We start from the raw sequence: 20,431 nt of genomic DNA, 5'->3' as shown, positions 1-20,431 counted from the left end.
TCAGGTCACTCCGCGGGGGTTGCGATGGTGCCGGTGCCGCGCATGCGCGCCTCGTGGCGGCGGGTCCAGTCTTCGGTTTCCTCGACATCCTCGGTCGGACCCTTGCGGATGTATTTCAGCATCAGGCCCATCTCGACGATGAAGAGCAGCGAATAGAAGGTGACGAAGCCGGCCAGCGTCAGCGCCACGTCCTGGATCGTCAGGTGGCTGACCGACAGCGCGGTCGGCAGGACGCCGTCCACCGTCCAGGGCTGGCGCCCGTATTCGGCGACGATCCAGCCCATCTCGGCCGCGATCCACGGCGTCGGGATCCAGATCACCGCGATCCACAGCGCCCAGCGGGGATAGCTTTGGTTGCAGAAGCTGGAGCGCCAGAAGAAGAAGGCCATCAGCAGGATGAAGGAGAAGCCCAGGCCCACCATGATCCGGAAGCCCCAGAAGATCGGGAAGACCTGCGGCACCGTGTCGTTGGCGGCCTGGGTGATCTGGGCTTCGGTCGCCATGCGCGGGTCGTCGGTGTAGCGCAGCAGCAAAAGCGCGTGGCCCAGGTCGTCCTCGTGGGTGCGGAAGGTGTCGCGCACCGTCTGCGGCACGTTCTCGCGGTCGGCCTGGATCTTCATCAGCGCGTCATAGGCGACGATGCCGCTGCGGATCTTCTGGTGCGCCTGATCCACGAGGTTGTCGATGCCGGGGATCTGTTCGGTCAGCGACCGCGTCCCGATCAGGCCCATGACCCAGGGAATGCGGATCGCGTATTTCGTCTCGCGCTCTTCCTGGTCGGGGATGCCGAAGAGGGTGAAGGAGGCGGGCGCCGGCTCGGTCTCCCACATGGCCTCGATCGCGGCCATCTTCATCTTCTGGTTCAGCCCGGCGTCATAGCCGGATTCATCGCCCAGCACGACGACCGACAGCGAGGCTGCCAGCCCGAAGGAGGCCGCCACGGTCATCGACCGCTTCGCCAGTTCGATATGCCGCCCGCGCAGCAGGTACCAGGCCGAGACGCCCAGCACGAAGACCGAGGCGCAGACATAGCCGGCCGAGACGGTGTGCACGAATTTCGCCTGCGCGACCGAGTTGGTCAGCACCTCGTAGAACGAGGTGATCTCCATCCGCATCGTGTCGGGGTTGAACCGCGCGCCCACCGGGTGCTGCATCCAGCCGTTGGCGATCAGGATCCACAGCGCCGAGAAGTTCGACCCCGCGGCCACCAGCCAGGCCACCGCGCAATGCGCCGTCTTCGACAGCTTGTCCCAGCCGAAGAAGAACAGGCCGACGAAGGTCGCCTCGAGGAAGAAGGCCATCAGCCCCTCGATCGCCAGCGGGGCGCCGAAGACGTCGCCGACGTAGTGGCTGAAGTAGGACCAGTTCATGCCGAACTGGAATTCCATCGTGAGGCCGGTCGCCACGCCAAGCACGAAGTTGATCCCGAAGAGCATGCCCCAGAACTTGGTCATCTGTCGCCAGATCGGGCGGTCCGTCATCACGTACACCGTCTCCATGATCGCGACGAGGATCGACAGACCCAGCGTCAGCGGCACGAAGAGGAAGTGGAACATCGCCGTCATCGCGAATTGCAGGCGAGACAGCTCGACAATATCGAGGTCCATTCAGGTCTCCATTGCTTCGGTCCACGCGGGCCCGCGATGGGTCGGGGGCCCGCGTTGGGGGCGGGGGCCGCGATCGGGCGGGGGCCGCGATGTCGGCGGGGGCCGCATCGGGCCCTTGGTGCGGCAGGCTTACCCGTCGTCGGGCAGAGTATTGTGTGACTTCGTCACAAAGAAAGTCCAATCCGTCTTGCAAAGATTGCATGACGGTCCCCCCGGTGGAGCGCGGCCAGAATTGCCGTTTCCGGCAGCGACTTGCGCAGGTTCGACATGACCCGGTCCGCGGTCGCCGCGTCCAGCCCCTCTGTCGGTTCGTCGAGCAGCAGAAGGCGCGGGCGGCGCAGGATCGCCCGGGCCAGCGTCAGACGCCTTGTTTCCCCGCCCGAGAGTCCCGAGCCGCCTTCGCCCAGCCGCGTCTCAAGCCCGTCGCGGGCGCGGAGCGTATCGGCCAGCGCGACGGTGTCGAGCACCTCCCAGAGCGCCTCGTCCCCGGTGTTTTCGGCTGCGGCGAGAGAGAGATTGTCGCGGATCGTGCCCGCCAGAAGTGCGCTGCGCTGCGGCACCAGTGTCACCATGTCGCGCAGCTCCGCCTCCGCAATCGCCTCGGGCGGGCGGCCTTGCAGGCTCAGCCCCTGCGACTCGCCCGGTGCCAGCCCGGCGATCGCGATCAGCAGCCGGGTCTTGCCCGCGCCGCTGGGCCCGGTGAGCGCGGCCGCCTCGCCGGGGTTCAGGGTGAGCGTCAGGCCGGGGCGGTCGATGACCAGCAGCGGGCCGTCGGTGGCCGGGGCGGGTGGCACGGGTTCGGCGGGTGTGGACTGATCGAAAAGGCGCCCGGCGGCGGCGCGCATCCGCCCCATCTCGGCCATGGCGCGTTGCAGCGGGGGCCAGCATTCGGCCAGCGCCAGCGCCACGAAAAGCGCGATGGCTGCGCGGGCGGGATCGAGCCGTTCCGCCTGCACCAGCAGGGCGCCGGCCACCAGAGCGGCGGCGACAACGCCCGTGGTCAGCAGGGCAAACCCCGCTGCGGCGGTGCGTTCGGCCCGGTCCTGCGCGGCCTGCGCCGCGCGGGCCTGCGCGTCGGTCTCGGCCAGCGCCTCGGACCGGGCCGGAAGCCGGCCCGCCAGCACCAGGGCGGTGCGGTCGCGCATCGCGTCGATCAGGCTGCGCTGCAGGTCCTGCAGCCGCACCTCGCCCGCCTCGGACGGCGCGGCCGCCCGGCGTGCCAGGGCGCGCAGCAACAGGCCGGCCAGCGGCAGCGTGCCCAGGATCAGCACCAGTGCCACCACCGGCCCGGCAATGGCCCAGATCAGCAGCCCGGTCAGCGCGTAGGTCACCACGGCCGCCAGCCCCGGCAGCAGCAGGCGCAGCAGCAGCCCGTCCAGCGCATCGACATCCGAGGTCAGCCGCGTCAGTGCGCTTTCGCCTCGCGTCCGCGCCAGCGTCGCCGCATCCGCCTGCGTCAGCCGCCGCAGCAGCGCCACGCGCAGCGCCGCCAGCGCCCGCAGCGTGGCGTCATGGGTCAGCAGGCGTTCGCCATAGCGCGAGACGGTGCGCCCCAGCGCGAAGAAGCGGATCCCGGCGGCGGGGCGGAACGTGTCAAAGGCCACGCCCACACCCGCCAGCCCGGCGATCCCGGTCGCCGTGATGAACCAGCCCGACAGCCCCAGCAGCGCCGCGCCGAAGGCCAGCACCAGCACCGCCAGCGCCGCGCCCCGCGCAAAGGCCCAGGGTGAGGCGCCCAGCAGCAGGCGGATGGCCCGCCACAGCGGGCGGTTGCGGGCGCTCATGCGCAGTCCTCCAGCCGGGACAGGGCAGGGCAGCGATGCGGGCTCATGCCGGGAACTCCACGCGCCGGTCCAGCGCGGCGGCCAGCGCCGGGTCATGGGTGGCGACCAGAAGCGTCATGCCCCGCGCCTTGAGCGCAAGCAGCGCCTCGGTCACCAGAGCGGCGGTCTCGGGGTCCAGATCGGCGGTGGGTTCGTCGGCGACCAGAAGGTCCCGGCCCATCAGCACGGCGCGGGCGATCATCAGCCGCCGCGCCTCGCCGCCCGACACGCCGCCGCCGGTTTCGCCCAGGCGGGTGGAAAGGCCCTCGGGCAGGCGGTCGACAACGCGCCGCGCGCGGGCAATCGCCAGCGCGGGCATCGGGTCGGCGCCGGTCTCCAGCGGATCGAGGAAATCCGACAGCGGCGCGTCTGGGAAATGGACCCGCTGCGGCAGGAAGGCGAGCCGCGCGCGCCAGGCGTCGGCGGTCTCGGGCGTCAGATCGGTGCCGCAGACCGTCAGCCGGCCCTCGGCCAGAGGCGTCAGCCCGGCGATCACCGACAGCAGGGTGGATTTGCCCACGCCGGACGGGCCGGTCAGCGCCACCGCCTCGCCCGCCGTCAGCGCGAGATCGGGCAGGGGCAGGGCGCGGCCCGGCAGCCCGGCCTGTGCATCCGCCAAGCGCAGGGAAATCGGGCCGGGAAGGGGCGCGGCCGGAGCGCCGGTGCCGATGAGGGGCACGCGGGGCGCGGCCTCGGCCTGCTCCAGCTCGGCGGCGACGGCGCGGCCCGAGGCGCGGTCGTGCCAGGCTGCGGCCAGCGCGCGCATCGGCTGGAACACGTCGGGCGCCAGCAGCAGGATGAAGACCCCCTGCCAGATCGTCAGCGGCGTGCCCCAGGTGCCGAAGCGCAGCACGCCCAGCAGCGAAAAGCCGACGTAGACCGCGACCATGGCCACGCCGATGGCGGCAAAGAGCTCCAGCACCGTCGAGGACAGGAAGGCCACCCGCAGCACCGCCATGGTGCGCCTGCGCAGCGCCTCGGCGCGACCGGCGAAATCGGCGATGGCGCGGTCGGCGGCGCCCAGCAGGCGGATGTCGGCCATGGCCGAGACGCGCTCCATCACCATGCCGTTCAGCGTGCCGATCTCGTCGAGCTGGCGGCGCGAGGCCTCTTCGGCCGCCATGCCGATCAGCGCCATGAACAGGGGGATTACCGGCAACGCCACGAGCAGCACCAGCGCCGCGGCCCAGGACAGGCAGGCGGTCAGCGCGATCAGCACCAGCGGCAGCACCATGACCCGGCTCATCGCCATGTGATAGCGGGTGATCCAGGGCTGCAGCATCGGCAGTTTCTGCACGGCCAGGGCGGCAGTGGCGGCCGAGCTGTCGGCGCCGGGGCTCAGCAGGGCGCGGCGGGTGATGCGGGCGCGCTGATCTGCGATCACGGTGTCGGCGGCGCGGAACAGCCAGCCGCCGGCCCGGTGATCCAGCCCGGCCCGCAGCGCGCCGGCCAGCACGAAGACGGCGGCCGCCCACAGGCTTTGCCCCAGCGGCGCGCCATCGACCCATCCGGCAATCGCCGTGGCGATGGCGGCGGCCTGCACCGGCCACAGCAACCCGGCGGCCACCGACAGCAAGGCGGCCCGGCGCAGCAGGCCGCGCACGGGCGCCAGCAGCCGGGTTTCGGGCGTGTCCTTGGATCGGGCCATGGCGGGCGGCTTCCTCGGGAGAGTTCGGGGCGGACAATCCTGCGGTGGGCCGGGAACGAAAAGGCGTCATCTTACCGCGCCTTGCGGGATACGGTCCGGCGTTGCCTGCGCGGGCCAGATTGACATCCCTGTCCCGCCGGGACCAGACTCGCGCCGGATGATACTGGATCGGGCCGGGGGCGGCCCGACGGGGACGGAACGGACAAAAATGGTGGAGCTTATGGAGGCGGCGCGGCTGCCGGACGATCACCCGGCATTGGTGCCCGATCTCTGGGCCCGCGCGATGCTGAGCCACCGCAGCGTCACGCCCGAGGCCCGCGCTGCGGCGCTGAAGGCGGCGCATCTGCCGCCGGAGCTGCCGCAGAACAGCACGCTGAAACTGACACAGGCACACGAGGCCATCATGCTCGAGGTGCTTGCCCGCGCGCTTGGCGACCCGGCCTTCGGCGCGCGCGCGGGGGTGGAACACGACCCGCACAACGGGTCGATCCTGGGCTATCTCGCCTTCTCGGCCTCTACCCTGCGCGAGATGATGCAGCTGGTCGTGCGCTACCTGCCGATCACCCGGTCCCGTTCGCGGATCTCGATCGACGAAACCTCGCTGGGCGCCACGATCGAGCTGGGCTTCGGCGACGTGGCGCTGGCCGGGCAGGAGCAGTTCGGGGAATTCGCGCTGGGCTCGGTGCTGGCGATGATGCGCGCGGCGGTGGGGATCAACGTGCCGCTCGACTGGGTTTCGGTCGCGGATCCGCAACGGCTGGAGCCCGGGGAGCTGGAGACCATCTATCGCTGCCGGATCTACCGTGACGTGCCGCGTTTCGCCATCGCCCTGCCGACGCGCGCGCTGGACCTGCCGGTGCAGGGCGCGGACGAGAAGCTGCTGCAGCACCTGACGGCCTACGGCGACATCCTTCTGGCGCAGCGCACGGCGCTGGCCTCGGGCATTCTGGAAGAGGTCGAGGATGCGATCGTCATGCGGCTGAGCCATGGCGCGCCAAGCCAGGCCGACATTGCCGACCAGATGGGGATCAGCACCCGCACCCTGGCCCGCCGGCTGGAACGCGAGGGCCACAGCTATCGCGAGGTGCTGGAACGGGTGCGTTATGGTCTGGCGCGCGGCTACCTCGCCGATGCGCGGCTGCCGCTGGCCGAGATCGCCTTCATGCTGGGCTTCGCCGACCAGAGCAGCTTTGGCACCGCCTTCCTGCGCTGGTCGGGCTTCACCCCGGGCCATTATCGCCGGACCCTGTGACGCCGCGCCGCCGCGCTTTTGGGCGGTGCGGGGCAGATGACGTTCGGTGCCTGGTCTGGTTGTGCGGCTGGCCTCCGGCGCGGCCGTTGCGGTGATCCGCAGTCCGCATCGGCGCTGACCATGGCGCCCGTCCGGGTGGCGCGCGCCTTGTGCCATGACGCCGCGTGCGGTGCCGCGGGCCAAAAAGGCTCGCCCGAAGGGCGGGCCCGTGCCATGATCCTGTCGCCCGTGGGTTGTTTCATTGATCCCGATACGGGCACTGTTTCCATCGCGGTTCAGGCCGCGAGTTTCCGTTCCGGCCGGTGTCGCGGTTTTCGGGCGCCGGCGGGCAGATTGGTTTGTTAAGGATTGGCGGAATGCTGGATATTTCATGGCTTATTGAGCCTTGTGACGCACATGGTCAGAGCGGCTTGCAGGATGTCGTTCGGGCAAAGCGCAGAAGACGCCCGGGGCCGCATCGCTTGCCCGCGCTGGCGTGCCCGGGCGGAAGTCTCGACGTCGAGGGGGGTAGATGATGTCGGCCTCCGGAAATGCAGCGGCCTATTTCGTCGACCGGCACGTTGCCGAGGGGCGGGCCGACAAGGTCGCGTTCCGCGAAGCGGCGGGCCTGCGGCGCAGCCTCAGCTACGGCGCGCTTGCCGATGGTGCCGGACGGGTCGCCACCGCGCTGGACCGCGCCGGGATCCACCGCGAGGACCGCGCCCTGATGCTGGTGCTCGACCAGGTGGAATTCCCGCAGACCTTCTGGGGGGCGATCAAGGCCGGGATCATTCCGGTGCCTCTGAACACGTTGCTGACCGCGCAGCTCTACCAGGTGATCCTGGACGACAGCCGCGCGTCGATCCTTTTCGTCAGCCAGAGGCTCTGGCCCGTGGTGCGCGAGGTCGCGCTGGCCTCGCCGCATCTGCGCCGGATCGTGGTGATCGGCGAAGAGGCGCCGGACGGCACCACCAGCTTCCCCGCCTTCCTCGACGGTTGCGGCCCGTCTGAGACACTTCGGGTCAACGAGGACGAGATCGCCTTCTGGCTCTATTCCTCCGGCTCCACCGGGCAGCCCAAGGGGGTGAAACATGTCCATGCCGCGCTGAAGGCGACGTCGGACAGCTATGGCGCGCGGGTGCTGCGGATCGACGAGAATGACGTGATCTTTTCGGCCGCGAAGCTCTTCTTCGCCTACGGTCTGGGCAATGGCATCACCTTCCCGATGGCGGTGGGCGCGACAACCGTTCTGTTCGACGACCGCCCGACCCCGCAGGCGATGTTCGATGTCCTTGAGGCCGAGAAGCCCACGATCTTCTGCGGCGTCCCGACGCTGTATGCCGCCATGGTGCAGCATTTTCGCAAGACCGGCGTGCCGGACGCGCCGCTGCACACCTGCATTTCTGCCGGAGAGGCCCTGCCGGCCGAGATCGGGCGAAACTGGCACGGGCTTTGCGGCGTCGACATCCTCGACGGGGTCGGGTCGACCGAGATGCTGCACATCTTCCTGTCGAACACGAAAGAGGACGTCGTCTATGGCACCTCGGGCCGCCCGGTGCCGGGCTACGACATGCGGCTGGTGGACGAGGCGGGGCGCGATATCTCTCCGGGCGCGATCGGAGAGCTTCTGGTCCGTGGCGCCAGCGCGGCAGAAGGTTACTGGAACCAGCGCGACAAGAGCCGCGCCACGTTCGAAGGCTACTGGACGCGCACCGGGGACAAGTACGAACTGCGGGAGGATGGGCGCTATATTTATTGCGGCCGCACGGATGACATGTTCAAGGTCTCGGGCATCTGGGTCTCGCCGTTCGAGGTCGAACAGGCGCTGGTCTCTCATCCCGCCGTGCTCGAGGCCGCCGTGGTGGCCATGCGCGATGACGAGGGGCTGGAGAAGCCGAAGGCCTTCATCGTGCTCAAGGAGGGGCAGGAGGTGGACCGGGACGCGCTGAAGCAATTCGTCAAGGACCAGATCGGCATGTGGAAATACCCCCGGTGGATCGACGTCGTGACCGAGCTGCCCAAGACCGCCACCGGCAAGATCCAGCGCTTCAAGCTGCGGGAAGCCAGCTGATGGGCCGGGGCTGCGACCGGACGCCCGGGATCGCCGCCCGTCTCTGCCGGACCGGGCGGTCCGGCCCGAACCGGACGGATTGCCGATGACGGGCCTGCCGTTTCATGCCCATGTCCCCGGCCAGACCCCGCGCCATGCCGAGGGCGCCTTTGACGCGCTGCGCGCCACCGCGCGGCCGGGCATGGCGCCCGAGGATCTTGCGCAATCGGCGGCCTTCGTCTCGGGGCTGATCTATGTCGAGAGCGGCTATTACTGGGAGGCGCAGGAGGTGCTGGAGCCGGTGTCGACGGCGCTGCCCGAAGGGTCGGCCGACCGCAGTGCCGTGCAGGCGGTGATCGAGATCGCGCAGGCCCGTCTGATGGCGCGGATGGAGATGGCCGGCGCGGTCTACCGCCTGTGCGACCTGGCCGAGGACCTGGCCGACGCGGCGCGCGGCAATGCCATGGGGCTGAATCCCGCGCGGCTTTCGGACTGGATTGCCGCGACCCGGCTGATGACGGAGTGTCTTACGAAAACCGCCCCGTGACGCCCGGGTTTTCGATGGGGTTCAGGGCGGAGTGCGGGGCCCCCGGAACTTCCCTTTGCTTTCACGATGCAATCCCAAGGCGTGACGGAGCGTGAATACCCGAGGCTTCGGCGAGATCCGGGCGCTTTTACCCCTGCATCCCAGGGGAGGGTTTCGGAACCAGTTGACAGCCGGCCCCGGGTTTTGTCACAGCTGATCTGTCCTGTCACAGACCGGAACCCAGACGATGAAGATCGACCGCAGCTTTCCGCCCTCGCCCCGCTCGCAGGAGCTTCTTGCCAAGCTCAACGGGATCTACGGCCCCTGTGTCGGCTGCACGGTGTGCGACGGCCTTTGCCAGGCGCTGATTGATGCGCTGATGCTGCCGGATGTCATCGTCAGGCACGATCGGACACGCACTGACAGAGCCGCGCCCCGGAGAGACACCGGGACGGCATCTGACCGGCCCTGAGACCCGCATTCGAGCCCGCATCCGCGACATGACTCGCCCGGTCGGGGCGATCGGGCCTAACGCCCTCAACGTCGTTGTCGACCCCGGAAGCCGCACCCTTCGCATGGATTGTATGCCGGTCTGCTCCGTCGGTCCCTGGCGCGCGGGGGCAAGGCCCGGACCGCTTGATTGTGACCCGCAGGGCGTGGCGTAGGCTCGCGAACGGACACCGATTATCGTCGCCGAAGACACGGGGCCCGCATCGGTCCGTCTGGAGCGGCGCGATGCGCGAGTAAGGGCGCTATCACGAGCCGACAGACTGAGCTACCATGCCGTCGACGCGGGAGGACGGCCAAGGGGAGGGAAGGGCATGTCGACCTATGTGATCGTTCACGGCGCCTGGCATGACGGCAGCCTGTTCGAGGAGACCGCAGCGCCGATCCGCGCCGCCGGGCACCAGGTGCATCTGCCGACGCTGGCGGGCAACCGCCCCGGCGATGCCAAGTCCTCGGGCCTGGACGACGCCATTTCCAGCCTCGTGGACTACATCGGCGAACATGGGCTGCAGAACATCGTTCTGGTCGGGCATTCCTACGCCGGCATGGTGATCTCTGGCGCCTATGACCGCCTGCCGCGCGGCACCATCCGCCGGCTGGTCTACTGGAGCGCCTTCGTCCCCAACAGCGGCGAAAGCCTTGACGACATGGTGGCCGATTTCATGAAGGCGCTGTTCGACGAGATCGAGCAGCCCGACGGGTCGGTCGAGCTTCCTTTCGTGATCTGGCGCGAGGCCTTCATCAACGACGGCGACGCCACGCTGGCGCAATCGGCCTATGAGCGGCTGAACCCGCAGCCTTACCGGACCTTCACCGACAAGATCACGCTGTCGTCGAACCCGGCGACCTGGGAGGTCGGCAAATCCTACATCCACAGCCAGGAGGACATCGCGCTGCCCGCCAGCCTGCCGTGGCATCCGCGCCTGTCCGAGAAGCTGGGGCTTTATCGGTACGTCCTGATGACCGGCGGCCACGAGGCCTGTTTCACCGCGCCCGACCTGCTGGCGCGCAAGATCATGGACGCGGGGCGCGATTAGGCCCGTCCGGGACGCGGTTCGACCGCCGGATGCGCTCCGAATGCGGCGAGCGACGCGATTGAAGCCCGGTGCGGATCGCTTCGGCCGGGAAAATCCCGACGCGGGCCCGGGTGGCGCCTGGCGCGCCGGGCGGCAGCAATGGCAGCGGCGCCCAACCGGCCACGGGCCCGGCCCTACTTCGGCTCCCGCAGCCAGCCATCCTCGAACGTGATCGTCGAGACCCCTGCAAAGCGCGTCACCCGCTCGAGCTCTGCCTCGAACCGCGCGTGCCGGCCCTTGCCCCAGCCGACCCCGCGTTCCGGCCAGAGCGCCGTCACCCGCAGCATATCCGCCTCGCGGTCCGCCTTCATGTCGACCCGGCCCACCAGCCGGTCGCCTTCGAGCAGGGGGAAGACGTAATAGCCGTATGTCCGCTTCTCCGCCGGCACGAAGATCTCGATCCGGTAGTGGAAGCCGAAGAGCCGCTGCGCCCGTGCCCGGTCCCGCAGCGCCGGGTCGAAGGGCGACAGGACGCGCAGCCGTCTGGTCGGTTCGGGCGGTTCTTCCTCCAGCACCTCGGGCCGCAGGATCACCTTGCGGTCCGACCCGTCGGCGCAGTCCACCACCGCCGGGACGATCCGCCCGGCTTCGGTTTCGCGCGCGACCCAGGCCTTGGCCTCGTCGGGCGTCACGGTGGCCCAGAACGCCGCGATCTCTCCGCTGGTGGCAAAGCCCAGACGGTCCAGCGCGCCGTTGCAGAACCAGTCGATGCTGTGGGCTGCCTCGGGGGGCTTTTCCAGCAGATCCGCGCCGATCACCCTTTCGGTCAGGTCATAGCGCTTCTGGAACCCTTCGCGTCCCGTCACGGTCAGCGCGCCGGAGCGCCACAGGAATTCCAGCGCCGTCTTCGACGGATGCCAGTTCCACCACCCGCCGGAGTTCTTCGGCCCGTCTCCGCCCAGGTCGCCCGACCCGCAGGCGCCATTCTCGCGGATATGCGACAGGACGCTTTCCAGCTCGGCCTCGAAGTCGTGCTTGTGCCAGTTCCGCCACCGCGCCGGCAGATGCGCGGCATCGCGGGCAAAGCGCAGCTGCCAATGCGGGTGGAAGCGCATCGGGATGACGGCGGCATCGTGGGTCCAGTGTTCGAACAGCCCGCCATCCGCATAAAGCCGCGTCAGGTGCTTTGGCCGGTAGGCCGGGCGGCGGGCGAAGAGGATCATGTCATGCGCACGCGCCAGCGTGTTCACGCTGTCGATCTGGACGAAGCCCAGCCGTTCGATCAGCCGCGCCAGATCCTCGCCCCGGCCGGGACCGGCTGGGGCTTCGGCCAGGGCGTGCCGGTCCAGGAACAGCGCCCGGGCGCGCCGGTTGTCGAGCCGGGGCAGGGTCACGGGATCAGCGCCGCCGCAGCGTGTCGCCGTAGGAGATCGTCGGCGTCAGGGTGACCTGGTTCTCGCAGGGGACCTCGGGCTCGGACAGGCGGTTGACGATGATCTGCGCCGCGGCGCGCCCGATCTCCAGCCGGCAGGCATCCATCGTCGCCAGCTGTCGCGGCAGGCCCTGCAGCAGTTCGACCCCGTTGAACCCGGCCAGCCCGATCTGGCCTGGCACGTCGATCCCCTGGTCCAGCAGATACAGCAACCCGCCAGCACCGATCATGTCGTTGGAGTAATACAGAAAATCCAGCTCGGGCGAGCGTTCCAGCATGGCCTGCGTCATCTCGCGCCCCTTCAGCAGCGCGGAGCCTCCGGAATAGAAATCGCGATCCTCGATCTCGATCCCAGACTTGGCGAGCACCTCGGTAAAGCCCTCGAACCGCTTTCGCGCGCGGTGGTCCAGCGGCATCTTGGTGCCCATGAAGCCGATGTGCTGGTACCCGGCCTTCAGGATCGCCTTGGCCATCTCGCGCCCGGCGCGGCGGTGCGAGATGCCGACCATCGCGTCGACCGGCTTGCCGTCGGTATCCATGATCTCGACGACCGGAATGCCGGCCGCCTCCATCATCGCGCGCGCCGCGTCGGAATGTTCCAGACCCGCTATGATCACCCCCGAGGGCCGCCACGACAGCATCTCGTACAGCACCCGCTCTTCCTTTTCGGGCATGTAGTCGGTCACGCCGACGACCGGCTGCAGCTCGGTATCCTGGAGCACCTCGTTGATGCCCGACAGCACCTCGGGAAAGACCATGTTCTTGAGCGACGGGATGATGACCGCCACCAGGTTCACCCTTGACGAGGCCAGCGCGCCGGCGATCTTGTTGGGCACGTAGCCCAGCTCTTTCGCGGCGGCGAGAACCTTCTCGCGCGTGGCTTCCGACACGTCGCCCCGCTTGCGCAGCACCCGGCTGACCGTCATTTCGGAAACACCCGAGGCTTCGGAGACATCGCGAAGCGTCAGGGGGCGTTTGGGGTGGTTCGTCACGGGGGTGATCCCTTTTGTCGTGGTCCTGTAACGCTAGCCCAAACCAAGGCACGGGTTCAACAATTCGAAGGACGGTGACAAGCCTTTGGATGGCGGTTAAGAAGACCCCGGCGGCCCCGTGGCTCAACTGGATAGAGCAGCCCCCTCCTAAGGGGCAGGTTACAGGTTCGAATCCTGTCGGGGTCACCATTTCCCATGGTCCAGGCCGTCAGGGGCAGGTCCGGTGGCATCGTGCCGCGAGCCCGGGCCGCCCTTATCCCGCAGCCTTCCTGCGCGGCAGAACCGCGTCGGGGTCCATGCCGCGGGTCAGGGCGCTGGCGCGGACCGCTTCGCGCAGGGTGCTGCTGCGGTCGAGCAGGGCGCGGAAGCGGTCCTCGTCCAGAACCAGAAGCGTTGTCGGAGCGATTGCCTTCACATGGGCCCGGCGCGCCCGGTTGGTCAGGATCGCCATCTGCCCGAACATCTCGCCCCGGCCCAGCCGCCAGGTCTGGCCAGCGACTTCCAGCTCTACCGCGCCCGAGGCGATGAAGCACACGCTTCCCGCCACGTTGTCCTTGCGCAGCAGCACTTCGCCCGCATCGACGTAGCGCGTCTTCAGCGCCCGGCCCAGCCGCCGCAACGCCCCGTCGTCGAGGTCGGCGAACAGCGGGAACTGCTGCACGAAGGCCGTCCGCTGCAGCGCAACGTCCAGCTTTGGACGTTCCTCGGCCGCCAGGCGGCGCGCGCCCAGCTCCTGCATCAGCGCGGTATAGACCTCGGCCCCGATCAGCCCGTCCTCGCGCATTGCCACGTATTCGCGTTCCTCCATCCGCAGCGCGGTGCGGCGGATGAAGCGGCGTTCCAGCTCCTCGGCATAGCCGGGATATTGCAGGCGCAGCCCCTCCAGCGCGGTTTCCACCGCGTCGACGCGGCGCGACAGCAGGTCATGCAGCAGCTCGGCCACCCGCCGCCCGTGGATCCGGCGGATGCGGCCGTCGATGAAGGCGCCGAGATCGCGCAGGATCAGCCGCTGCGACAGAAGTTGTTCGAACCGGTTCGCGGTCAGCCGCGCCAGCGGCCCCGACAGGCCGACCCGGCCGTGCAGCACCACGGCGGCCCGGAACCCCGGGCCGTAGGACACGCTGCGACGCGCCGCGCGCTGGTAGCCGTTGCGGCCCTGGGACCGGGCGCCCTCGATCAGGCGGTCGGCATCCGACAGGACCAGTTCGGCCATCCGGGCCGAGATCGTACGTTCGCGCACGCGGGCCAGGATCGTGTCGCGTTCGTGGCCGGCCAGCGCGATCAGGCCCAGCACGATGCGGTCACGGTCGAGGATCTCGGCCTCCTCGGCCATCTTGACGGTCTGGTCCAGCCGCTCGCCGAAGCGCTTGGCCTCGGACCGGACGGTGTCGTGGTTCAGCTCGTAATTCTCGGTGGTGCGGGCGACGTCCTCGCGCACGGTCTGCAGCGCCACGGCGACCACCTGCCGCGACAGCGCCTCGTCGATGGGCGACAGCCGGTTCAGCCCCAGCCGCCCGATCACCCAGCGCAGCGTCGTGCCCTGCACCAGCAGCGTGAACAGGGTGAAGCCGGTGGCAAGGATGCCCACCACCCGCTGGATGTCGTCGGGCACGCGGAAGCTTTCGGTCACCGCCAGAGCCAGGGCCAGGGTGACGGCCCCGCGCAGCCCGCCCCAGAGGATCGCGACGCGGTAGGGCTGTTGCACCGGGGGCGACAGTTTCAGCGCCGACAGCAGCGGCAGCAGCCCGAACAGGATCACCGCCCGCGCCGCCACCGCGGCCACGACCACCACGCCCACGAGGATGAAATCCTCCAGCCGCACCTCTTCCAGCAGGCGCGGGATCAGCAGGGCGGCAAGGATGAAGATCAGCGCCCCGGCCCAATGCGCCAGCACGCCCCAGAGCTCGCGCAGGTTGGTCCAGGATTGCGGCGGCAGCCGTCCCGGCGCGGTCAGGTTCATCGTCAGCCCCGACGCGACGACGGCGATCACGCCCGAAACGCCGACCCCCTGTTCCGCCCCGATGTAGACCAGGTAGGGCAGCGCCACCGAGATCGAGACCTGCGCCAGTTCGAACCGGGCGAAAAGCGCCATGACCCAGACGCCGATGCGGGCCGCCAGCCAGCCGGTCAGCGCGCCGCCCAGGATCAGCACCGGGAATCGGGTCAGCGCATCGGTCAGGTCGGGATCCGGCAGGCCCAGCATCACGAAGCCCATGAACAGCCCGAACAGCGCGATCGCCGCGGCGTCGTTCAGCAGGCTTTCGCCCTCGATGATCCGCGCCAGCCGCCGCGGGGCCGAGATCGAGCGGAATATCGAGACCACGGCCGAGGGATCCGTCGTCGACACGATGGAGCCGATCAGCAGGCAGGCCGCCAGCGGCAAGGTGCTGGCCCAGGCCAGCGCGTAGCCGACGCTAAGTGTGGCCACGACCACCGCGACCACCGCCAGCATCAGGATCGGCACCCAGTCGTCCAGCATCCGCCTCAGGTTCATCTCCAGCGTGGCCTGGAACAGCAGGGTGGGCAGGAAGACGTAGAGGAACACGTTGGACCGGATCGGCAGGCCCAGGATGGCCTCGGCCACCGGGTTCAGCGCGTCGGTCAGCTCGGTCCTGAGAAAGAAGATCGCCGCGGCGCCGATCAGCACGCCGATCACGGCGAGGATCACGCTGTAGGGCAGGCGCAGGCGCGCGGCAAAGGGCTCGGCCGCCCCTATGACAAGGAACAGGGACGCGATGACCGTGGTGACGAGAATGATGTCCATGCACTGGAAATAGCAGAAGAAAGCGCAAGCGCACCTGCGATTTGCGGGCCACGGGCGGCCGCGTGCCCGATGGGCGGGAGAACGCCCGCCGGTTTCAGGCCATATGTGTCACGGCTGGCGTCCGTGCGGGGCAGGCCTAGCCGGCGCGCGCCAGCACCCAGGGCACCAGCTCGGCCAGCATCTGCCCGGTGGCCACGTCGAAGGCGGCGGCGATGCTGTCGGCGTCGGTATCCGCGCTGGCCGCGATCGCGGTGAAGGTGCGCGAGGCAACGACCCGCGCGTCACGCTCGCGCACCAGCCGCACGATCAGCCGCACCGTGACGGTGGCGCCCGGCGTGGCGTCGTTCACCGCCGCCTGAAAATCCGTAAGCTCGCTTAGCAGCGCGTAATCGCCGATCGCGCCCAGCGGCGCCCGCCCGACCGAGGCGAAGGCGCCGGTTTCCGACAGGCTGCGCAGCATCAGCGTCTGCAGCATCGCCGGCGCCGGATCGGCCCAGCGGACGCCCGGCAGGTACTGCACCTGCAGCGCCGCGGGCCGGATCGCGATCCGTTCGGTCGCCAGCGCGCCAGAGCCCACCGGCGGCTCCACCACCAGCTCGACGCTGCGCGTGCGGGACTGTGCCTGCGCGGGCGCTGTCTGCAGCTCGTAGATTTCCAGCGTCTCGCCGCCAAGGGCGGAAAGCGCGGAACATCCCGGCAGCGCCAGCGGCAGCATCAGGGCAAGGAAGGCGAGGCGGGCGGGCAGGGTCATCGTCTGAACTCCGGTGCGCGAGGTTCAAGGAAAAAGCGGCTGGGGTTGCGGCGGATCTGGTCGGTCAGCGCGTCGAGGTTGGAGATCAGCGCGCGGGTCTCGGTCGCGAGTCGCCCGTATTGCGGCAGCGCGTCCACGGCAAAGGCGCGCACGGCCGGGGCGCTGGCGTTCACCGCCTCTTCGATGCGGGCAAAGGCGGCCTCGGCCGAGCGGCTGGTCGCGCGCAGGTCCTCGGCCACGGCGGGGATCTCGGCGGCGACGGAGCCGACCGCCGACTCCAGCGTGTCCAGCGTCTGGCCCAGCTGGGCGACGATGGCATCGACATCCTCGTTCAGCACCCGGTCGGCCCCGTCGAAGGCGCGTTCGGCGGCCTCGAGCGCGCGGCCCCCGGTGTCGAGCGCGCCATTGATCGCGGCCAGCGTGTCATTCGCGTTGCGCAAGGTGATCCGCGCGTCCTCCAGTGCCGCACCGGCGCTGCCGGCCAGCGTGTCGAGCTGGCCGGACACCGAGCTTAGATCCGCGCCCACGGTGTCGATCACCGAAGAGGCCGAGGCCGCCGCGCCCCGGATATCGGCCATGATCTCGGGCAGGTCGTTTTCGGCCGTGGCGCCGATGGTGCGGATCACCTCGGTCGCTTCCGCCGTGGCCACGCGCAACTCGGCAACCAGGGGTGTCGCGCCGTCGGCGATCAGCGTGTCGATGCCCTGCGCCGCGCTCTCGACGCTTTGCAACGTGGAATCGACCCGGGCGATGGCGGCATTGGCGGCGGCCAGGGTCTGTTCGGCCTCGACCAGCCGGTCGGTGGCCACCTCGCCGGTCCTGGCATAGGTCGTCATCAGCGCCTCGGCGCTTTCGCTGAAGCGGGCGACCCGGGCTTCGATCTCGGCGACCGTCTCGCGCAGCTGGTCGGTCGCGGGACCCAGCTGCCCGGTGATGTAGCCATCGGCCGAGACGATCGCGCCACTTGCGCGGTCCAGCGTCTGCCTGCCCTGGCTTACCAGCCCCCGCGTGTCTTCGGCCAGCCTGTCGATGCCGTCCAGCGTCCGCTCCGCCGCCGTCAGCATGCTCGCCGCGTCCTGCGTGATGGTTGCCAGCGTTGTGTTGAACCGGTCGATCTCGCTTGCGAAGGTGCCCACCGTATCGCTGATGCCCGAGAAATCGTTGAGCGCCTCGGAGAAGGCAGCCGAGGATTGTTCGACGTTGCGCAGGATGTTGTTCACCCTCTCCTGGTTCTCTCCGCCCAGGATGCGGCGCAGCTCGCGCACGACTTCCAGCGTTTCGGCCATGATCTCGGGCGCGTCCTGCGACAGCGATTGCAGGATCGACTGGCCCGGCTGCAGCATCGGGACCTCCTGGTCCGAACGTTCCGTCAGCAGCGGCGACGAGGGCGTGCCGGCGGAGATGCCCACATAGGCGACCCCGGTGACGCCCTGCGCCTCGATCGTGGCCTCGCTGTCGGTGCGCACGGGGGTATCTCCGCCCACCTCGATGCGCACGCGCACGGTGCCGTCGCCGGTGGGGGACAGGCCCACGTCGACGACCCGTCCGACCAGCAGCCCGGCGAACCGCACGTCCGAGGCGTCGCTCAGCCCCGAGACGGTGGGAAAGTCGATGTCGTAATAGTCGAACTGCCGGTCCAGCTGCAGGTTGGCGAACCACAGGAAGAAGGCCAGGATCCCGAGGAATCCGGCCAGGGCGAAGGCGCCGACAAGTACGTAATTGGCCCGGGTCTCCATGGTCAGGCGTCTCCCTCGGTCGGGTGGGGGCTTTGGTCCGGCCGGGCGTCGGATCGGGCGTCCGGGCTGTCCTGGGCGGTATCCAGGACGGCCCGGGCCCGGGGCCCGTGGAAATATTCATGCACCCAGGGGTGATCGACATCGAGCATGTCGCGCAGCGAGCCGCTGACCAGCACCTTGCGCTCGGCCAGCACCGCGATGCGGTCGCAGATCGCAAAGAGCGTGTCCAGGTCATGCGTGACCAGGAAGACGGTCAGCCCCAGCGACTGGCTCAGGTTGCGGATCAGCGTGTCGAAGGCGGCGGCCCCGATTGGGTCCAGCCCGGCGGTGGGTTCGTCGAGGAACACGATCTCGGGGTCCAGCGCCAGTGCGCGGGCCAGGCCCGCGCGCTTGCGCATGCCGCCCGACAGCTCGGACGGGTAATTGTCGCCGGACAGATACGGCAGCCCCACCATCGAGATCTTCAGATCCGCCAGTTCGCGCCTCAGATCCGGATCCAAGCCGGGAATGGCACGCATCGGCACCTCGACATTCTCGCGCAGCGTCAGGGACGAGAACAGCGCGCCGTCCTGGAACATCACGCCCCAGCGGTCGTCCAGCGTGTCGCGCCCGGCGCCGTCGCGGGCCAGCACATCGACGCCGAACACCTCGATCAAGCCCGCCTTCGGCCGCTGCAGCCCGGTGATCGAGCGCAGCAGAACCGATTTGCCCGTCCCCGAGCCGCCGACCACGCCCAGGATCTCTCCGCGATAGACATCCAGGTCGAGATCCTCGTGCACCACGTTGGATCCGAACTGGTTCTTCAGCCCGCGCACCTTGATGATCGCCTCGCGCCCGGTCACAGGTCCACCTGCGCGAAGAAGACCGAAAACAGCGCGTCGGCGACGATCACCGCAAAGATCGCTGTGACCACGGCGTTCGAGGTCATGCGGCCCAGCGATTCCGCGTTGCCCTTCACCTGCATCCCCGCGTGGCAGCCGACGATGCCGATGATCAGCGCGAAGAAGGGCGCCTTCACCAGCCCGACGAAGACATGCGAGATATGCGTGCCCTCGATCAGCCGGATGCGGAACATCGAGGGCGATATGCCCAGCTCGATCCAGGACATCAGCGCCCCGCCAAGCAGCCCCATCAGGTTGGCGATCAGCCCGAGGATCGGCAGCATCAGCAGCAGCGCAAGGATCCGCGGCACGAACAGCACCGTCGCCGGGTCCAGCCCCAGCGTGCGCATCGCGTCGATTTCCTCGCGCATCTTCATGGACCCGATGGCGGCGGTGAAGGCCGAGGCGGTGCGCCCGGCGACGATGATCGCCGTCAGCAGGATGCCCAGTTCGCGCAGCACCGAGATCGAGATCAGGTCGACCACATAAACCTCGGCCCCGAACTGGCGCAGCTGGGCGGCGCCCTGGAAGGCCAGCACCACGCCGATCAGGAACGCCATCAGCGACACGATCGGCACCGCGCGCAGGCCCACGTCCTCGCAATGGGCGACCAGCGCGGTCATCCGGAATTCGCGCGGGTGGATCACCATGCGGCCCAGCCGCGCGATGAAGAGGCCGAAATAGCCGGTCAGTTCCGCCAGGAACCCCGCGCCCTCGGTCACGCGGCGGCCGAGGTTTTCCAGCATCGCCGTCAGGCCGCGCGGGGCGGCGGGGGCCTCGGTCTTCTTCGGCAGGGCGCTGCGGACCTCGTCCAGCAGCAGCCGGGTCTCGGCCGTGGAATGGGTGATGCGCACGCTGCCGCCGGCCTGTTGCAGCCGGGCCTCGACCATCGCGATCAGCCAGGCGCCCGAGGTGTCGATCCGCTCCAGCGCGGCGAGGTCGATGGTCAGGACCGGGGCCACCGCGGTGCCGCCGGTCAGCTTGCCCGGCGCAATCGCCTCCAGCTGCTCGTAAAGGTTCGAGACGGTGCGGATCGTGACCTCGCCTTCCAGCCGCAGGCACGGGTCGCCGGCCTGCGGGTCGGACGCCGGGTCCAGCCGCACCCGTGCGCCGCCGCCGGTGGGCGACGGGGCAAGCGCCCTGCTCCTGTCTGACACGTCGTTCTGCACCCGGCCCTGCACCCCTGTGGTCGCTGTGGCGATCATACTGGTTTCAAAGGGGATTACCCTGCGTCGAACCGGCGCTGGTCCGTCCTGCGACGGGCACGGCACCGGCCTGATCGTCCCCCCGAAGACCTTACGAAGCGCGGGGTGTCAAGGAAAGCCGTCACCGGTTTCGCGGCCCCTCATGCCCACCGCCGCTCCACCTCCGCGCAGAGGGCTGACGAAGCCTCCGGTTGCGCCTGGGCAAGTCTCGGCCCCGTCCGGCTTGCCTGCCGAAGCAGAGGCGGGGCATCAATCCGGGCAG

At 69.3% G+C, this 20,431-nt stretch carries 15 protein-coding genes and 1 tRNA gene; 6 read left to right on the top strand and 10 right to left on the bottom strand.

The features are described from left to right. Nucleotides 1–5: 5 nt before the first annotated feature. The 3 genes from ATO3_RS13445 to ATO3_RS13435 form a co-directional block, all read right to left on the bottom strand. The gene (locus ATO3_RS13445; protein ID WP_088650362.1) at nucleotides 6–1,607 is read right to left on the bottom strand and encodes a cytochrome ubiquinol oxidase subunit I; all 1,602 of its coding nucleotides are present in this window, start codon (nucleotides 1,605–1,607) and stop codon (nucleotides 6–8) included. A gap of 164 nt (nucleotides 1,608–1,771) precedes the next feature. Next, complete coding sequence (locus ATO3_RS13440; RefSeq protein ID WP_088650361.1) at nucleotides 1,772–3,391, bottom strand: ATP-binding cassette domain-containing protein; 1,620 nt, start codon at nucleotides 3,389–3,391, stop codon at nucleotides 1,772–1,774. Nucleotides 3,392–3,434: 43 nt separating this feature from the next. Beyond that, nucleotides 3,435–5,078 carry an ABC transporter ATP-binding protein/permease gene (locus ATO3_RS13435; RefSeq protein WP_088650360.1) on the bottom strand — a complete coding sequence of 548 codons (1,644 nt, stop codon included), beginning with the start codon at nucleotides 5,076–5,078 and terminating at the stop codon, nucleotides 3,435–3,437. A 208-nt stretch (nucleotides 5,079–5,286) separates the two neighbouring features. Between ATO3_RS13435 and ATO3_RS13430 the strand changes: the two genes are divergently transcribed. From ATO3_RS13430 to ATO3_RS13410, 5 genes are all read left to right on the top strand, one after another. Further along, nucleotides 5,287–6,330, top strand: coding sequence for a helix-turn-helix transcriptional regulator (locus ATO3_RS13430; RefSeq protein WP_158217960.1), 1,044 nt, complete (start codon nucleotides 5,287–5,289; stop codon nucleotides 6,328–6,330). A gap of 511 nt (nucleotides 6,331–6,841) precedes the next feature. Continuing rightward, nucleotides 6,842–8,380, top strand: a complete 1,539-nt coding sequence (locus tag ATO3_RS13425; protein WP_088650358.1) for a benzoate-CoA ligase family protein — start codon at nucleotides 6,842–6,844, stop codon at nucleotides 8,378–8,380. Nucleotides 8,381–8,465: 85 nt separating this feature from the next. Then, entirely contained in the window at nucleotides 8,466–8,906 is a 441-nt protein-coding gene (locus ATO3_RS13420; protein WP_088650357.1) for a DUF309 domain-containing protein, read from the top strand. A 226-nt stretch (nucleotides 8,907–9,132) separates the two neighbouring features. Continuing rightward, nucleotides 9,133–9,357, top strand: a complete 225-nt coding sequence (locus tag ATO3_RS13415; protein WP_088650356.1) for a hypothetical protein — start codon at nucleotides 9,133–9,135, stop codon at nucleotides 9,355–9,357. A 349-nt stretch (nucleotides 9,358–9,706) separates the two neighbouring features. Next, the gene (locus ATO3_RS13410; RefSeq protein ID WP_088650355.1) at nucleotides 9,707–10,429 is read left to right on the top strand and encodes an alpha/beta fold hydrolase; all 723 of its coding nucleotides are present in this window, start codon (nucleotides 9,707–9,709) and stop codon (nucleotides 10,427–10,429) included. A 173-nt stretch (nucleotides 10,430–10,602) separates the two neighbouring features. On the opposite strand, the gene ATO3_RS13405 is transcribed toward ATO3_RS13410, so the two are convergent. Together ATO3_RS13405 and ATO3_RS13400 are read right to left on the bottom strand one after the other, a co-directional pair. Beyond that, nucleotides 10,603–11,802: a winged helix-turn-helix domain-containing protein gene (locus ATO3_RS13405; RefSeq protein WP_088650354.1), complete on the bottom strand. Its 1,200-nt coding sequence runs from the start codon at nucleotides 11,800–11,802 to the stop codon at nucleotides 10,603–10,605. Between the two features lie 4 nt (nucleotides 11,803–11,806). Then, the gene (locus tag ATO3_RS13400; RefSeq protein WP_088650353.1) at nucleotides 11,807–12,832 is read right to left on the bottom strand and encodes a LacI family DNA-binding transcriptional regulator; all 1,026 of its coding nucleotides are present in this window, start codon (nucleotides 12,830–12,832) and stop codon (nucleotides 11,807–11,809) included. Between the two features lie 112 nt (nucleotides 12,833–12,944). On the opposite strand from ATO3_RS13400, the gene ATO3_RS13395 reads away from it, so the two are divergent. Further along, nucleotides 12,945–13,021, top strand: a tRNA-Arg gene (locus ATO3_RS13395). 64 nt (nucleotides 13,022–13,085) lie between these two features. On the opposite strand, the gene ATO3_RS13390 is transcribed toward ATO3_RS13395, so the two are convergent. The 5 genes from ATO3_RS13390 to ATO3_RS13370 all read right to left on the bottom strand — a co-directional run bounded on the left by ATO3_RS13390 (nucleotide 13,086) and on the right by ATO3_RS13370 (nucleotide 20,169). Continuing rightward, nucleotides 13,086–15,596 (bottom strand): cation:proton antiporter, encoded by a 2,511-nt coding sequence (locus ATO3_RS13390; RefSeq protein WP_088650352.1) that lies wholly within the window; start codon nucleotides 15,594–15,596, stop codon nucleotides 13,086–13,088. 136 nt (nucleotides 15,597–15,732) lie between these two features. Further along, nucleotides 15,733–16,347 (bottom strand): ABC-type transport auxiliary lipoprotein family protein, encoded by a 615-nt coding sequence (locus tag ATO3_RS13385; protein ID WP_233152132.1) that lies wholly within the window; start codon nucleotides 16,345–16,347, stop codon nucleotides 15,733–15,735. Then, nucleotides 16,344–18,083, bottom strand: coding sequence for an MlaD family protein (locus tag ATO3_RS13380; protein ID WP_088650351.1), 1,740 nt, complete (start codon nucleotides 18,081–18,083; stop codon nucleotides 16,344–16,346). Before ATO3_RS13380 ends, ATO3_RS13385 begins: the two co-directional genes overlap by 4 nt. Before the next feature lie 2 nt (nucleotides 18,084–18,085). After that, nucleotides 18,086–18,925 carry an ABC transporter ATP-binding protein gene (locus ATO3_RS13375; RefSeq protein WP_088650350.1) on the bottom strand — a complete coding sequence of 280 codons (840 nt, stop codon included), beginning with the start codon at nucleotides 18,923–18,925 and terminating at the stop codon, nucleotides 18,086–18,088. Continuing rightward, nucleotides 18,922–20,169, bottom strand: coding sequence for an ABC transporter permease (locus ATO3_RS13370; RefSeq protein WP_088650349.1), 1,248 nt, complete (start codon nucleotides 20,167–20,169; stop codon nucleotides 18,922–18,924). Before ATO3_RS13370 ends, ATO3_RS13375 begins: the two co-directional genes overlap by 4 nt. Nucleotides 20,170–20,431 lie beyond the last annotated feature (262 nt).

Source organism: Marinibacterium profundimaris (assembly GCF_002210095.1).
In the GTDB taxonomy this organism is placed as follows: domain Bacteria; phylum Pseudomonadota; class Alphaproteobacteria; order Rhodobacterales; family Rhodobacteraceae; genus Marinibacterium; species Marinibacterium profundimaris.
The sequence above is the reverse complement of the archived record's forward strand: the minus strand, read 5'-3'. Positions and strand labels throughout refer to the sequence as shown.